Genomic DNA, 13,552 nt, shown 5'->3' with positions numbered 1-13,552 from the left:
ATTGTTTTCTCATTAAAAGGTAAATTAATTAAAAATTCTTTCATAATTCCCAATGATTTTTACAAAACATTTACAATAATGGTATCGAATAAAAACATTCGTTTGTTATGATTAAAATCGAATTTCTTTGAGCGTTTGACCGAAACATCAAGAGTTCGTTTTTTTTGTGACTTGAAATGCCAGTCAACTATTCGGAGGAAAAAGAGAAAATGGAGGGGCAGTTTTGATAGAAGTAGTCGGGTTGAAGAAGGTTTTCGATAATAAGTTTGAAGCCTTGAAAGCAGTAGATTTTACAATAGAAAAAGGCGATTTGGTTTGTTTGTTGGGACCAAGTGGTTGTGGGAAATCGACGATATTGAATTTGATCGCGGGGTTGTTGAGTCCCACCGATGGTGATATCCGCTTTAATGGTTCTTCCGTTGTTAAGACCGAGCCAAAAGACCGCAATATCGGGTTTGTTTTTCAGAATTATGCCCTTTATCCCCATATGACTGTTTTAGAAAATGTCATGTTTCCACTGACAGTCGGAGAGAAAAAGATCAAGAAAAACGAAGCACAGAAAATTGCTGAAAAGTTCATGAAACTGACCAATATTGAAGAGTTAAGTCAGAAAAAACCAGGAACCCTTTCTGGCGGACAGCAGCAACGGGTAGCGATCACGCGTGCCTTGGTGCAAAGTCCAGAAGTCTTACTACTGGATGAACCATTAAGTAACTTAGATGCCCGTTTGCGCTTGAAGATCCGTGAAGAGATCCGTCGGTTAGTCAAAGAAGTGGGCATCACCACGATCTTCGTGACCCATGACCAAGAAGAAGCTCTTTCTATCAGTGATAAGATCATCTTGATGAACGAGGGGATCATTCAACAAAATGATGATCCGCAAAACCTTTACTTAGAACCAAACAATCTTTTTGTAGCGAAATTCATCGGTAATCCAATCATCAACATCTTGCCAGTAGAAGTCAAAGATGGCCAAATGATCCATCCTGCCTTCACTGTACCAGTTGACCGTTTTACTGACCTTCGCTTCAAGAAACCATTAACAGACGGCCAATACACGTTAGGCATTCGTCCAGAAGATGTGCTGACCACCTTGCAAGCAGGTTTGTTCCAAACGGAAGTCAAGAGTGTGGAGCTGATCGGACGAGAACGAATCTTGAACTTTGATCTGGCTGACAAACATATGAAATCGATCGTTAGTATTGAAGAAATCATTGAAGAAGGCGCGCAAGTGTCATTTGATTTTCATTACAAAAAAGCCTTTATCTTTGATGAAAAAGGAGAGCGGGTCTACTAATGTTCAAAAAAAATTATAACCCTGAGAACCAACCGAAAGCATGGCTGTTTTTACTGCCTTCATTGGTCATTATTTTCTTATTCAGTGTATATCCGCTGTTTCGTTCCTTCATCATGAGTTTCCAAAAAGGAACCTTGATTAACCAACAGTATGCTGGGCTTGAGAACTATCAAAGGGTTTTAACGGACCCAGTCTTCTTTCGAGCACTGCAAAATACGGCGCTCTTTGCTTTTGCGGTCGTACCGATCGCGTTGATCCTTTCTTTAGCGATTGCGTGGATCATTTTTGAAAAAGTCAAATACAAAAGTTTTTTTGAAACGATCTTTTTTATGCCTTATGTCACGAGTACGATTGCCATCGGGATCGTGTTTCGCTACTTTTTCAATGGCTCTTACGGGATCATCAACTATTTGTTGAGTCTTGTCGGCATTCCACCAGTCAACTGGCTGGATAATGTCAATATGAGTATGACGACCTTGATCATCTTTGGCGTTTGGACGAGCCTCGCCTTCAACATTATTATCTTGTTGGCAGGAATGCGCAACATCGACAAAGAACACTACAAAATCGCAAAAATGTTTGGCGCCACCGATGGCGAGATTTTTCGGAAAATCACCTTTCCGCAGTTGATCCCGACTTTTGCCTTCTTGTTAACGGTCAATCTGATCAGTGCCTTTAAAGTCTATACTCAAGTATATGCCTTGTTTGGCGGACAGCCAGGGATCGCCCGCAGTGCAACCACGGCAGTCTTTTATATTTATGACAAATTCCATATCGCCGGACGTCCGGGGATTGCAATGGCGGCAACCGTGATCTTGTTCATCATTATTTTGCTCGTCACCTTTATCCAAAATAAACTTTTGAAGAAAGTGGGCGAATAAACGAATGAAAAAAATTGTCACGATTGTTTCGATGCTGTTTTTAGCAATTTTAGCAGTGATCACGCTGTTTCCCTTTGTCTATATGATTTTAGCTGGTCTAATGACCTACAGTGAAGCAACCAGTATTCCACCGACGATCATGCCAGAGTCTTTCCAGTGGAGCAACTACGGGGAAGTTTTTACCCGAGCACCGTTTTTACGCTACTTCTTCAATACGGTCTTCGTTTCCGCGGTGACGACTATCGCGACGCTGATCACTGCGATTCTAGCTGCCTTTGCATTGACTAGTCTTGAATTCAAATACAAACGGTTAGTTATCGGATTGATGATCTCGTTATTGATGGTTCCTTATGAATCGATCATTTTCACCAATTACAATACGATTGCGCGAATGGGCTTATTGAATACGTATAGTGCGTTGATCATTCCCTTTCTGACCAGTATTTTTTACATCTATTATTTAAACGGTTATTTACAAAGTATTTCTAATACCTTTTATAAGGCAGCCAAAATTGACGGTGCCAGCGACCTAGCTTATATCCGCCGAATTTTGATCCCCATGTCTAAACCAGCCTTAGTGACAGTCGGGATTCTGACGTTCATCTCTAGCTGGAATTCTTTCTTATGGCCGTTGTTAGTGACGAATGAGAAAAAATACCGCCTCTTAAATAATGGGTTGGCTGCCTTTACCACAGAAAGCGGCAGCGATGTTCATTTACAGATGGCGGCAGCGACCTTGACCGTCATTCCAATTCTGATCATTTACTTGATCTTTAGAAAAGAAATTATTAAAGGAGTGGCTAAAGATGGCATCAAAGGATAAAACGACGATTACCTTTCATAGCGGGATCTTAACGATTGGAGGGACCGTCATCGAAGTTGCGTACAAAGATGCCCATATCTTTTTTGACTTCGGTTCGGAGTATCATCCAGAAACACCCTTACCAGATGAAGAATTACAAACGTTAGTTGCGCATCGCTGGATACCAGAACTGAAAAATGTCTACGATCCACGCTTAGACTACACGTACCAAGGAAGCGAAACGAAAGAATACCAAGAAACAGCAGTTTTTCTTTCCCACGCCCATCTGGATCATTCCAAGATGATCAACTTTTTAGACCCAAATATTCCTATGTACACCTTGAAGGAAACCAAAGCGATCCTCGAAGTGTTGAATCAAAAAGGGGACTTCTTGCTGCCCGTTCCTCATGAAGAAAAAAGCTTTGTCCGTGAATTGATCGGCTTAGAACCTCATGATGTGATTCGGGTCGGGGAAATCGAAGTCGAGATCATTCCAGTCGATCATGATGCGTACGGTGCGGCAGCTTTGTTGATTCGCACGCCAGATCATTTTATCGCTTATACCGGTGATTTGCGTTTGCATGGCTATCATCCAGAGCGTACCAAAGAATTCTGTCAGTTAGCCAAACACACGGATCTATTGATGATGGAAGGGGTCAGCATCAGCTTTCCAGAAAGAGAACCGGACCCCAAAGCGATCACAGTGGAAAGTGAAACAGAATTGATCGAGACCTTCGTGCGTTTGGTCAAAGAAAATCCCCAACGACAAATTACTTTCAATGGCTATCCAGCCAATGTCGAGCGCTTTATGGCGCTTGTTGAAGCCGCGCCGCGGACGGTTGTTTTAGAGGCGACGCAAGCTGCTTTGTTGAAAGAAATTTTCAATAAAGATGTACCGTTCTATACGATCGATGATCAAGTACCAGCGACTCTCGATCCAGCCTTCGCCATTTCTTATCAGGCATTATGTGCCGACACGAGCCAGTACCTTTGGCAAGCAGTCGCGCATTTTGAAAACTTGCAGACGGGTGGTTTGTATATTCACAGTGATGCGCAGCCGTTAGGCGATTTTGATCCAGCTTATCAAGTCTTTTTGGATCAATTGGCAGCACTGGAGATCGAATTTGTCCGTTTGCCAAACTCGGGACATGCGAAACCAGCTGATTTAGATCAGATCATTGCATGGATCGAGCCCCAACGATTGGTTCCAATCCATACGCTGAAACCAGAAAATCTGGTGAATCCGTATGGTGAAAGAATATTGCCGCAACGCGGTGAAAAAATTATTTTAGAGTGATAGAGGAGAGGAAAAAATGAAAACAAAGAAACTTGCATTTGCAGCAGCTGCAGCCGCGACATTGGTATTAGGGGCTTGTGGAAACAACAACGATTCATCTGGTTCTACGGAAAGTGATGAAATCGTTACAGAACTAAGCGAAGATACGACTGTCACCTTTTGGCATGCAATGAATGGTGCGCAAGAAGAATCATTGACGAAATTGACCGAGCAATTCATGGACGAAAATCCAAACATCAAGATCGAATTGCAGAACCAATCAAGCTATCCTGATTTGCAAGCAAAGGTGAATTCAACCTTGCCTTCACCAAAAGATCTGCCAACTATCACCCAAGCATATCCTGGTTGGTTATGGAATGCTGCCCAAGATGACATGCTAGTTGACCTTGGCGAATACATCAACGATGATACTATCGGTTGGGGTGACCAAGAAGAGATCCGCAGTGCCCTTTTAGATGGTGCACAAATCGACGGCGTGCAATACGGGATTCCTTTCAACAAATCTACAGAAATGCTGTTTTACAATGCAGACATGTTAGACGAGTATGGTATTGACGTACCAACAAACCTGGAAGAATTAAAAGAAGCTTCTCAAGAAATCTATGAAAAATCAAACGGTGAAGTCGTAGGTGCTGGTTTTGACTCATTAAACAACTACTATGCCATCGCAATGAAAAATCAAGGCGTTGATTTTGACAAAGACTTGCAATTAGACAGCGATGAATCAAAAGAAGTCATCAACTACTACCTAGATGGTGTTAAAGACGGCTACTTCCGAATCGCTGGTTCTGACAAATACTTGTCTGGTCCATTTGCCAATGAGCAAATCGCAATGTATGTCGGCTCAATCGCAGGGGAAGGCTTTGTTAAAAAAGATACCGAAGGCAAATTTGAATATGACGTAGCAGCTCGTCCAGAACCAATCAACTTGCAACAAGGAACTGACTTGTATATGTTCAACAGCGCAACACCAGAGCAACGCACCGCTGCTTTTGAATACATGAAATACCTAACTTCGCCAGAAGCGCAAAAAACATGGGCGATCGATACCGGCTACATGCCAGTTGTTGAATCTGTTTTGGAAAGCGATGAATACAAAAACAATCCTGAAACAAAAGTCGCTGCCAAATTAGAAGATGCAACCAAAGAATTGTTCTCGATCCCAGTGATTGAAAATGCTGATCCTGCTTACAATGAAATGCGTTCAATCATGGAAAACATTTTGTCTAATACAGATCAAGATGTCGATCAATTGATTGAAAACGCGAAACCACAATTAGAAGATGCTTGGAACCAATAATTCTGAATTTCTTCGTCAAAATAGGGTATAATCAGGGAAACACCTGAGAATGAAAGACAAAAGGGTTTGTGCCATAAGGTTTGAAGACACAAGGAAGCAGAAAATGCTGGCTTTCGAGGGTTTTCGACTTATGCGCATGCCCTTTTGGTCTATTGAGGGGAAAAGGAGTCTTTTGAATGAAAATCACGTTTTTAGAAACGAGCGATATGCATGGCTATGTCTATCCAACCAATTTTGCCGATGACACGGAACAAGGATTCGGCGTGGCAAAAGTTGCTACCAAAATGAAAGAGCTACGTCAAGCAGCCACCGGACCGGTCGTAACGATCGAAAATGGCGACTTTATCCAAGGCTCGCCCTTAAGCTATTACATCGCCAAAAGCCAGCACTCCGTTGCCGCGTTGACCGCTGTCGTCAACCACCTGGACGTTGATGTCCATGTCTTAGGCAATCATGAGTTCAACTACGGTCTGCCTTATTTGCAAGAAGCGATCGCCAGCTACCAAACACCAGTACTCGCAGCGAATATTTTAAATGAAGCGGGAGAACCATTCTTTGGCCAAGCTTACACCATCATTGAAAAAGAAGGGGTAAAGATCGCGATCTTAGGAATGGTGACGCCATATATTCCTCATTGGGAACAGCCTGCGACGATTCGCGGGATGCAGTTTGTCAGCATCGTTGAGACAGCGAAAAACTATGTGCCTTACTTAAGAGAACAAGCCGATATCGTTGTCGTCAGCTACCATGGCGGCTTCGAGCGTGATTTAGTCACTGGAGAACCGACCGAATTATTGACTGGTGAAAATGAGGGCTATCAATTATTGCAGGAAGTCTCAGGAATCGATGCGTTCTTCACAGGACACCAGCACCGTGAGATCGCCACAAAAATCAATGGTGTCCCCGTTGTACAGCCCGGTTATCGTGGAAGCTTTATCGGCGCCATCGAATTGACGGTTGAAAAAAATCAGACAGGGGTTCATGTCACAAACAGTACGGCTGAGTTGATCCCTGTTGCAGATGCTGTCCCAGATCAAGAGACGTTGGCTTTGTTAGCACCCATCGAAGAAGAATTACAAACCTGGCTAGATCAGCCGTTAGGCAAAGTCAGTGGGGATATGCGAATCACCGATCCGATGGGGGCACGCTTGAAAGAGCATCCTTATATTGAATTCATCAATCGTGTTCAGATGGCTGCCAGCGGCGCCAAAATTTCTGGTACTGCTCTTTTCAACAATGAGGGCAAAGGCTTTGGCGCAACCATCACGATGCGAGATGTGATCACTAATTATATTTACCCAAATACGTTAGCCGTAGTCAAAATAACAGGTGCCGAATTAAAAGCCGCTTTAGAACAAACGGCGGATTATTTAGCCGTTGTTGACGGTCAGATCGTCTTCAATCCTGCTTTTATTGAGCCAAAACCGCAATATTATAACTACGATATGTATGAAGGCATCGAGTATACGATCGATCTTAGTCAACCCGTCGGTCAGCGAATCACCCGCTTGGACTTTGAAGAAAAAGCCATTGCGATGGATCAAGAATTAGAGATCGTCATTAACCAATACCGTGCAGTAGGTGGCGGCAACTACGCCATGTTTTCTGCCGAAAAAATCGTTCGTGAGATTCAAGTCGATATGACGGAACTGATTGCTGACTATTTAAAACAGCATCCTCAAATCGAAGCTACGACGAATCAAAACTTTCTAGTGACGTTATAACAGTAAAACAGCCTGCGATGAAGGAATCATCGCAGGCTGTTTCTTAATTTTCTACATTGCGCACATAGTCATCAAAGTATTTTACCAAATCCGCTTTGACTTGTTGATAGTCTTCTTCGGAATACTCTTTGTCTTCTAGTTTTGCTTCGAAAAACGGCATGGCCAATTCTTCTCGTAAACGATCCAACACTTGTTCTTGGTTCATAACGTCACCTTTTTCACATTTGATTTGATTTCATCATAACAAATGAAATGAGGCTGTCAATGCTTCGTAAGTGTCTTTCATTTTTTCTAAACGATTTTTTAAAGAAACAAAATCATCGTCATCATGAAAAAGGACTTGTTTTAATTCAAAATAATAGATCTCAAAAGCATCAAAGAAAGCAATGACTTCCGCTGTTTGCAGCTCTTTGGCAGTATCGCAGCGAATATAGGCTTTTTCAGCGATCGCATACGTTTCTGCAGTCGTTAATAGGACCAATGATTCATTGTATTTGCGGCTCGTCACTAGTTCAAAGGTTGATTGACATTTATTGTAGATATTAGAAAAATCTTTGAGCACAAGTTCCTTTGGTGTTTTATCAAACATGGGGGAATCCTCCAAAACTTTATTTTTTGAATAAGACGCAGACACATTCTGGTGCGTAGATGTCTTTTTCTAAGACAGTCAATTTGCCAGTGGCTTCATCGCGTTTGTATAACGTTAGGTTATCAGAATTTTGGTTGGCACAAACGAGATAATCGTTTGTCGGGTCCAAATCGAAATCGCGAGGGAAGTCGCCTTCAGTCGAGATTGATTGAACAAAAGTCAGGCCAGCGCCTTCATCGGTTACTTCAAAAACAGCGATTGAATTATGGCCGCGATTTGAGCTGTAAACAAAACGGCCATCGTTCGAGATACGTACCGCAGCGCCACTGTTGAAATCCGTAAAGTCCGCTGGGATCGTTGGCACCTTTTGGATTTTCTCAAAACTGCCATCTGCTTCATTGTAGCGTAAAACAGTCAATGAGCTGTCTAATTCGCCCACTAAGTAAGCGTATTGGTTAGTTGGATGGAAGACCAAATGACGTGGACCAGTTCCGTCTTCTGCCACGTAAACGGAAACTTCTGTCAGTTTGCCATCTTCTGAAATATCATAAGTATAGACCCGGTCTGTTCCAAGGTCACAAACTGCTAAACGTTGGTCTGGTGTTAAGTCAGTATAGTGGACATGAGGTTTGTCTTGGTTTTCATGAGAGCCGACGGGTTCATCATGGTAGATGCTGTCCGTTGCTTCGATGCTGCCATCCTCTAGAATTTTATAAACATTCACTTCACCTTTATGGTAGTTGGCACCATATAAAAGCTGACGGGTTTCATCAACTGCTACATAGCAAAGTGGTGCGCCTTCTTCCGTTGCGGTATTCAGCAAGGTAAAGTCTGGGGTATAAGCAGCTGCGCCGCCGTTGCCATCTACTTCTGTGACGCTGTAAACTGCTTCTTTTTTACTGCGGGCAAGATAAGTCGGACTTTTTTCTTCCGCGCATAAGGTCAAATCGGTCAGTGTTCCTTTTTCCGTATCTAAAGCGATCGAATAGATCCCTTTACTTTCGCGACGAGTGTACGTACCTAAATAAATCGTTTGCAACATAAAAAAACCTCCTAATAGTTTCATTCCTATTTAATTCTACCATAGAATGCGGTTTTGGGCGGGTAGAAAAACTCTTTATGTTATAATAAACAAGAAGATAGAAAGGGGAGTTTGTCATATGAAAAAAGGGACGATCAAAGAAATCGGTCCACAAGCGATCGATTCGCAAGAAAGAATGATCATCTTTTTTGGAGAAGAAGCGACCGACACACTGCGAGAATATTCAGTCATTCAAACGATTCCTGATTCGCAAGCGTTAGTCGTCACAAAAGGGGACCAGATCACTTTTGGTGATCAGACCTATCAAGTCCAATATGTAGGGACGGTCGTAAACCAAATCCTGCAAACGATCCAGCATGTGACCTTTGTCTTTGACGAAGTGCCGGCTGAAGATCAGCTTTCAAGTGCGATTTATTTAACGCCAACTGTTCTGCCGAAACTAGAAGTCGGCATGCAGGTGACGTACGACTAGGAGGCAAAGAATGTCATGAAAGAAACGCAGAAAAAGCCGCATTCCTGGTTTTGGAAATGGTTTTTAAACAATCAAGCAGTGACCAGCTTGCTGGTCATTTTATTGATTCTCTTGATTTTGCTGCTCTTTACGAAAGTGTCGTATTTGTTTGAACCCGTCTGGCAATTTTTAGCCATCGTCGGATTGCCAATCATTTTGGCGGGGATCTTGTATTACTTGATGAACCCCACCGTCGACTACTTAGAACGCAAGGGAATCAAACGAATCTACAGTATTTTTGGTCTCTTTATTTTAGTGGTTGGTCTGATCGTCTGGGGTGTGGTGGTGATCATCCCTAAGATCCAAGAGCAATCCATGAGCTTTGCGGATAATTTGCCAGGCTACTTGACGATCATCGAGAATAAGGTGAATGAGATTCTCTCTGATCCAATCTTCTCGCAAGTCCAAGAGCAGATCGAAGCCTCCAATGAGAAGCTGATTTCTTCTTTGACGGATATCGTCCAAAACCTTTCCCGCAGCACGATTCAAAATCTAGGCAGTTTCTTCGGCGCCGTTGCAACGATCGTTTTAGCGGTCATTACCATGCCATTTATTTTGTTCTACCTACTGAAAGATGGCCGTAAACTAGCCCCTTATTTTGTTAAATTTCTGCCAACCAAAATGCGCCAGCCATCACTGGTCGTCTTAAAAGAGATGAACGATCAAGTATCCTCCTATATTCGGGGACAACTGACGGTGGCGTTTGCGGTCGCAGTGATGTTTATGATCGGGTTTAGTATCATTGGCTTAGATTATGCCATCACACTGGGGATTGCAGCGGGATTTCTAAATTTGATCCCTTATTTAGGATCTTTTTTGGCCATGATCCCTGCGGTCTTTTTAGGAATCGTCGGTGGACCCGTGTTACTGATCCAAGTGCTGATCGTCTTTGTCATTGAGCAGACCATTGAAGGCCGCTTGATTTCGCCATTAGTTCTAGGAAACGAGTTGTCGATTCATCCTGTCACGATCCTGTTAGTCCTCTTGACTTCAGGAAAACTGTTTGGCCTTGTTGGGGTCATTTTAGGGATTCCTGTGTATGCGGCAGCTAAAGTGGTCATTACCCATGTGTTTGAATGGTATACGCGGGTTTCCTCCTTGTATGAAGAGGAAGAACCGATCCCCGAAGCGCCACCAGAGGACACCCCAGAAGTGTAGCAGCTTCGAGTGTAAAAGAGTCCATACGTATTATCTACGGTACAGCCTTTTTCTGTGGGCTGTACCTTTTTTGTGCGGATAAAAGAGCCAGCAATCATTGGAAAGTAACGGAAGATTTACAACCTATGAACGATGATTTGTGAGAAATAGACAACTCTTTATTCAATAAAAAGAGCGAGGGATAGTGGCCTGGACCCAATTGACTTCGAAGGAACTAAATAATATAATCGATTTATATAAAGAGTTTATATAACGCAACTTGTGCTTAGGGAGGGCAATGAATGCCGAAACAACGAATAACAAAGGAAATGGTGGTTGATGCCGCCTTTGAGATTGCACGAAAAGGCGGTATGGAGCACGTGATCGTCAAGAACATTGCCGAGAAGTTAGGCTGTTCAGTCCAGCCCATCTATAGTTACTGCACCAATATGGAGGGCCTGCGAACAGAGGTAGAGCAGAAAGCACGGCAATTTTTACAAGCGTATCTAGAAGCCCATAGCGACCCCCAGGATCTGTTTCGCAGTACCGGACACGCGTATTTGCAATTGGCGAAAGAAGAACCCCATATTTTGAGTATTTTTGTCTTACAAAAAAGAGCGAATGTTTCGTCATTAGAAGATCTGTATCAGTTGGAGACGAATCCTCAAGTAGCCCAAAGGATTGCCGCCGATTTGACTATCAGTATAGAAACCGCCAAACAGCTACACATGCATATGCTCATTTACACGATCGGAATCGGTACGATTTTCTCAGTAACGACACCTGGTATTCCACTAGATGAAATCTATGCACAACAGGAAAAAGCGTACGAAACGTTTTTAGAACAAGCAATAGCTGGCACAAAACCATAAGGTGCAGTCCTAACTGCAGAGAGGAGTTCCCGCATGAAAAACGGCATTATTGTTTATCAATCGAAATACGGCGCTGTCAAAAAGTATGTCCACTGGCTTCAAGATGCAACAGGTTTTTCCAGCCTAGAAACCCCAAAAGCGAAAATAGCTGAAGTAATGGATTATGACACAATTATCTTCTGTGGGGGAATCTATGCTTCGGGTATTGCTGGACTGTCCTTTTTAAAAAAGAATACCAACCAGCTAAAAGACAAAGAGATACTTATCTTTTGTGTGGGAGCCTCTGCTCCTGAAGAAGATGTTGTGAAAAAACTCAGAGAACAGAATCTCACGGGTCCGCTAAAAGACATCCCCCTTTTTTACGGCAGAGGACAATGGCAGGAAAGCAAAATGAATTTCTTTGATCGAAACTTAGTGAAAATGTTAAGAAAAGCTGCGGCTAAGAAAGCGCCTCACACCTATGACCCACAGACGAAGGTACTCATGGAAGCCAACGGACAAGATTGTGATTGGACAGATAAAAAGTACTTGGGTCCGTTGGTGGATTATTTGGAGCAGGGACTGTATTGAACGAGCACAAGCGTTTATTGAGGTTTTATGACTCAAATGAGCAATGAGTGACCAGAGTGTAAGAACAGAACAAAGTTAGTTTATTGCTAATAGATTTTCTGTTGTGACACCCAGAGTCAGCAACTAAGTTCTAAAAAATCGTTCGATCTATTTCTAAAAAGCAATGACTAAGTAGAATGCCGATCACGCATGAGAGGATGTCTTATGCGTGACGGTTTTTTGTTTTATAAACTAGATTGCTTATCTCAAAAAATGGGTAGCTGTTTCCTTTGCTGACAAAATTCTCAGGCACCGTATCTAATGGATTTCTTTTTTGCTTTGCAGGATGAACAGTTTTGTGAAGCTGAGCGTTAAACCTGATCTTTTTAGTGTTTTAAAAATAAGCAGATAAGCTATCACTTTCTGTACAACGTATATTCTTTCTAAATGCAAGATATCTTTCGTTGCGGGGTTTTTTATGGCTTGGGCGGATTTGACACACTGTTGCAAGAAATACATATGGTCGCCGAAAACGTTGGTTGCGTATACTAAATGCAAGATAAAAGAAAGCCTTGTGAGGTCAAGAAAATGTGGATTTTAGCAATTGATATTGGCGGTACTGCTATTAAATGTGGGTTAGTGAATAGTCAAGGGGAACGCAGACAATTGACTCAATTTCCTATGAACAAGGAATATGCCACAGTCACGCAACGCATATGTCGACACATCGATGCATTCTATGCTGCAACATTTGATGGTATTGCTATTAGCTCAACGGGACTGGTTGATCCACGAAGCCAAGAAATCGGGATGACATCACCTTTGTATGAAGGATTTGGCAAAAGACTGGTTAGGCATTTGCGAAGCACATACCAATGTCCAGTGGCTGCCGAAAATGATGGCAACTGTGCGTTATTGGCAGAAAAGTGGTTAGGTCACGCTCAAAATTGTGCGTCCTTTGCGACAATTGTCCTAGGTACATCCGTTGGCGGTGGCTTAATGATTAACCATCAATTGGTTCGCGGCAAACACTTACTAGCAGGAGAGTTTGGCTATATGCTTTTTCCGACCGAAACGAAGGATTGGGAACTTTGGAGCATCGCAGGGTCAACCAGAACTCTTGTGGAAGAAACAGCAGAGCGTATCGGAGATCCCACAATCAATGGGCAGCGCATTGATACACTGGTTCAAGAACAAGATCCGCGATGTCTGCCAATGGTCGCTGATTTTGTCGATAAGCTGGCGGCAGCTTGCTATAGCCTACAGTACATGATTGATCCGGAAATTATCTTGATTGGTGGTGGAATCAGTGCTAGCCGTTTCTTGATCCCTCAAGTAAACGCACGATTGGCTGTGATTGCTGAACAGATTCCAAGTACTGTTATCGTGCCAAACATTTGTGCCTGTCGTTTTGGCAATGAATCAAATTTATTAGGCGCTTGTTATAACTGGTTAAGAAAATACAAGCCTGATAGCTAACTTGTAAAAAAGCATTGTTTTTTATTAAAATAAAGCGTATTTTATTAGAGTATCATACATTCTTTTCTCCTA

Annotated in this window: 14 protein-coding genes; 11 read left to right on the top strand and 3 right to left on the bottom strand. The window is 42.6% G+C overall.

Translation table 11 applies throughout. The features are described from left to right. Positions 1-223: 223 nt before the first annotated feature. The 6 genes from IGI72_RS15590 to IGI72_RS15565 all read left to right on the top strand — a co-directional run bounded on the left by IGI72_RS15590 (position 224) and on the right by IGI72_RS15565 (position 7,301). Positions 224-1,297 (top strand): ABC transporter ATP-binding protein, encoded by a 1,074-nt coding sequence (locus IGI72_RS15590; protein WP_005228012.1) that lies wholly within the window; start codon positions 224-226, stop codon positions 1,295-1,297. After that, positions 1,297-2,178, top strand: coding sequence for a carbohydrate ABC transporter permease (locus tag IGI72_RS15585; protein ID WP_005228014.1), 882 nt, complete (start codon positions 1,297-1,299; stop codon positions 2,176-2,178). The genes IGI72_RS15590 and IGI72_RS15585 overlap by 1 nt, the downstream gene beginning before the upstream one ends. Positions 2,179-2,182: 4 nt before the next feature. Next, a complete protein-coding gene (locus tag IGI72_RS15580; protein WP_005228015.1) occupies positions 2,183-3,001 on the top strand; it encodes a carbohydrate ABC transporter permease in 819 nt (272 codons plus the stop codon). Next, positions 2,985-4,277 carry an MBL fold metallo-hydrolase gene (locus tag IGI72_RS15575; RefSeq protein ID WP_005228016.1) on the top strand — a complete coding sequence of 431 codons (1,293 nt, stop codon included), beginning with the start codon at positions 2,985-2,987 and terminating at the stop codon, positions 4,275-4,277. The genes IGI72_RS15580 and IGI72_RS15575 overlap by 17 nt, the downstream gene beginning before the upstream one ends. A gap of 16 nt (positions 4,278-4,293) precedes the next feature. Next, a complete protein-coding gene (locus IGI72_RS15570; protein WP_016609876.1) occupies positions 4,294-5,577 on the top strand; it encodes an ABC transporter substrate-binding protein in 1,284 nt (427 codons plus the stop codon). A gap of 176 nt (positions 5,578-5,753) precedes the next feature. Further along, positions 5,754-7,301: a bifunctional metallophosphatase/5'-nucleotidase gene (locus IGI72_RS15565; protein WP_438754738.1), complete on the top strand. Its 1,548-nt coding sequence runs from the start codon at positions 5,754-5,756 to the stop codon at positions 7,299-7,301. Positions 7,302-7,344: 43 nt separating this feature from the next. Here IGI72_RS15565 and IGI72_RS15560 read toward each other — a convergent pair whose 3' ends face one another. From IGI72_RS15560 to IGI72_RS15550, 3 genes are read right to left on the bottom strand one after another with little or no spacing between them, the layout of a single operon-like run. Continuing rightward, complete coding sequence (locus IGI72_RS15560) at positions 7,345-7,506, bottom strand: hypothetical protein (RefSeq protein WP_005228019.1); 162 nt, start codon at positions 7,504-7,506, stop codon at positions 7,345-7,347. Positions 7,507-7,539: 33 nt separating this feature from the next. Then, the gene (locus IGI72_RS15555; protein ID WP_005233740.1) at positions 7,540-7,890 is read right to left on the bottom strand and encodes a hypothetical protein; all 351 of its coding nucleotides are present in this window, start codon (positions 7,888-7,890) and stop codon (positions 7,540-7,542) included. Positions 7,891-7,909: 19 nt separating this feature from the next. Continuing rightward, entirely contained in the window at positions 7,910-8,932 is a 1,023-nt protein-coding gene (locus tag IGI72_RS15550; RefSeq protein ID WP_087628030.1) for a lactonase family protein, read from the bottom strand. Between the two features lie 118 nt (positions 8,933-9,050). Here IGI72_RS15550 and IGI72_RS15545 point away from each other — a divergent pair, with 118 nt between their 5' ends. The 5 genes from IGI72_RS15545 (at position 9,051) to IGI72_RS15525 (ending at position 13,480) form a co-directional block, all read left to right on the top strand. Then, positions 9,051-9,404: a PTS glucitol/sorbitol transporter subunit IIA gene (locus IGI72_RS15545; protein WP_005228025.1), complete on the top strand. Its 354-nt coding sequence runs from the start codon at positions 9,051-9,053 to the stop codon at positions 9,402-9,404. 15 nt (positions 9,405-9,419) lie between these two features. Next, complete coding sequence (locus tag IGI72_RS15540; protein ID WP_005228027.1) at positions 9,420-10,601, top strand: AI-2E family transporter; 1,182 nt, start codon at positions 9,420-9,422, stop codon at positions 10,599-10,601. A gap of 281 nt (positions 10,602-10,882) precedes the next feature. Then, positions 10,883-11,452 (top strand): TetR/AcrR family transcriptional regulator, encoded by a 570-nt coding sequence (locus tag IGI72_RS15535; protein ID WP_010749120.1) that lies wholly within the window; start codon positions 10,883-10,885, stop codon positions 11,450-11,452. A gap of 33 nt (positions 11,453-11,485) precedes the next feature. Continuing rightward, complete coding sequence (locus IGI72_RS15530; protein ID WP_438754737.1) at positions 11,486-12,022, top strand: flavodoxin domain-containing protein; 537 nt, start codon at positions 11,486-11,488, stop codon at positions 12,020-12,022. Positions 12,023-12,553: 531 nt separating this feature from the next. Further along, positions 12,554-13,480 (top strand): ROK family protein, encoded by a 927-nt coding sequence (locus IGI72_RS15525; protein ID WP_060791536.1) that lies wholly within the window; start codon positions 12,554-12,556, stop codon positions 13,478-13,480. Positions 13,481-13,552 lie beyond the last annotated feature (72 nt).

Source organism: Enterococcus sp. DIV1059_2 (assembly GCF_051713685.1).
Classification (GTDB): Bacteria; Bacillota; Bacilli; order Lactobacillales; family Enterococcaceae; genus Enterococcus_D; species Enterococcus_D casseliflavus.
Note: the sequence above shows the minus strand (reverse complement) of the source record. Positions and strands in the feature narration are given on the sequence as shown.

Coding starts and splice junctions, on each gene's coding strand:
- IGI72_RS15545 (WP_005228025.1), top strand. CDS start 9,051: ATGAAAAAAGGGACGATCAAAGAAATCGGTCCACAAGCGATCGATTCG.
- IGI72_RS15575 (WP_005228016.1), top strand. CDS start 2,985: ATGGCATCAAAGGATAAAACGACGATTACCTTTCATAGCGGGATCTTA.
- IGI72_RS15585 (WP_005228014.1), top strand. CDS start 1,297: ATGTTCAAAAAAAATTATAACCCTGAGAACCAACCGAAAGCATGGCTG.
- IGI72_RS15570 (WP_016609876.1), top strand. CDS start 4,294: ATGAAAACAAAGAAACTTGCATTTGCAGCAGCTGCAGCCGCGACATTG.
- IGI72_RS15565 (WP_438754738.1), top strand. CDS start 5,754: ATGAAAATCACGTTTTTAGAAACGAGCGATATGCATGGCTATGTCTAT.
- IGI72_RS15560 (WP_005228019.1), bottom strand. CDS start 7,506: ATGAACCAAGAACAAGTGTTGGATCGTTTACGAGAAGAATTGGCCATG.
- IGI72_RS15535 (WP_010749120.1), top strand. CDS start 10,883: ATGCCGAAACAACGAATAACAAAGGAAATGGTGGTTGATGCCGCCTTT.
- IGI72_RS15580 (WP_005228015.1), top strand. CDS start 2,183: ATGAAAAAAATTGTCACGATTGTTTCGATGCTGTTTTTAGCAATTTTA.
- IGI72_RS15525 (WP_060791536.1), top strand. CDS start 12,554: ATGCAAGATAAAAGAAAGCCTTGTGAGGTCAAGAAAATGTGGATTTTA.
- IGI72_RS15555 (WP_005233740.1), bottom strand. CDS start 7,890: ATGTTTGATAAAACACCAAAGGAACTTGTGCTCAAAGATTTTTCTAAT.
- IGI72_RS15540 (WP_005228027.1), top strand. CDS start 9,420: ATGAAAGAAACGCAGAAAAAGCCGCATTCCTGGTTTTGGAAATGGTTT.
- IGI72_RS15530 (WP_438754737.1), top strand. CDS start 11,486: ATGAAAAACGGCATTATTGTTTATCAATCGAAATACGGCGCTGTCAAA.
- IGI72_RS15550 (WP_087628030.1), bottom strand. CDS start 8,932: ATGTTGCAAACGATTTATTTAGGTACGTACACTCGTCGCGAAAGTAAA.